Source organism: Geminicoccus flavidas, from assembly GCF_009806515.1.
GTDB lineage: Bacteria > Pseudomonadota > Alphaproteobacteria > Geminicoccales > Geminicoccaceae > Geminicoccus > Geminicoccus flavidus.
Window position 1 is genome coordinate 1 of record NZ_WUJP01000394.1, and the last position, 417, is coordinate 417.

A 417-nucleotide genomic window follows, 5' to 3' on the forward strand; every position below is an offset into this window, starting at 1 on the left:
GCGCACCACGGTCTCGACCAGCCGCTCCACCAGCCGGCGCTCCGGGGTCGCGACCACCACCGCGGTCATGACCCGATGGCGCCGCCCGGACAGGAGTTCCAGGCAGGCGGCCGCGGTGGGCTCGTCCAGTGCCTTGGGCAGGATGCGGCGGCCGCAGGCCACCACCGTGTCGGCGGCCAATACGAAGGCTCCGGCCGCCAGCGCCTGCGCGGCACCGGCCGCTGCCTTGGCCCTGGCCACCCGCAATGCATAGGCACGCGGCAGCTCGCCCCGATGTGCCGTCTCGTCGACATCCGGTCCCACCACCCAGCTGGGCTCGATGCCGCAGCGGCGCAGCAGGTCGAGCCGGCGCGGCGACGCCGACGCCAGCCCCAGGGGCACGCGCTCCCCGCTGGCGGGGCTCACTTGAACCGGTAG

1 protein-coding gene is annotated in these 417 nt (G+C 75.3%); it reads right to left on the reverse strand.

Annotated features, from left to right (window positions below; all coding sequences use genetic code 11):
* On the reverse strand, nt 1-381 hold a 381-nt coding region (locus EQG76_RS11225), incomplete at its 3' end, for a Maf family protein (protein ID WP_200840736.1).
* Nucleotides 382-417: the final 36 nt, after the last annotated feature.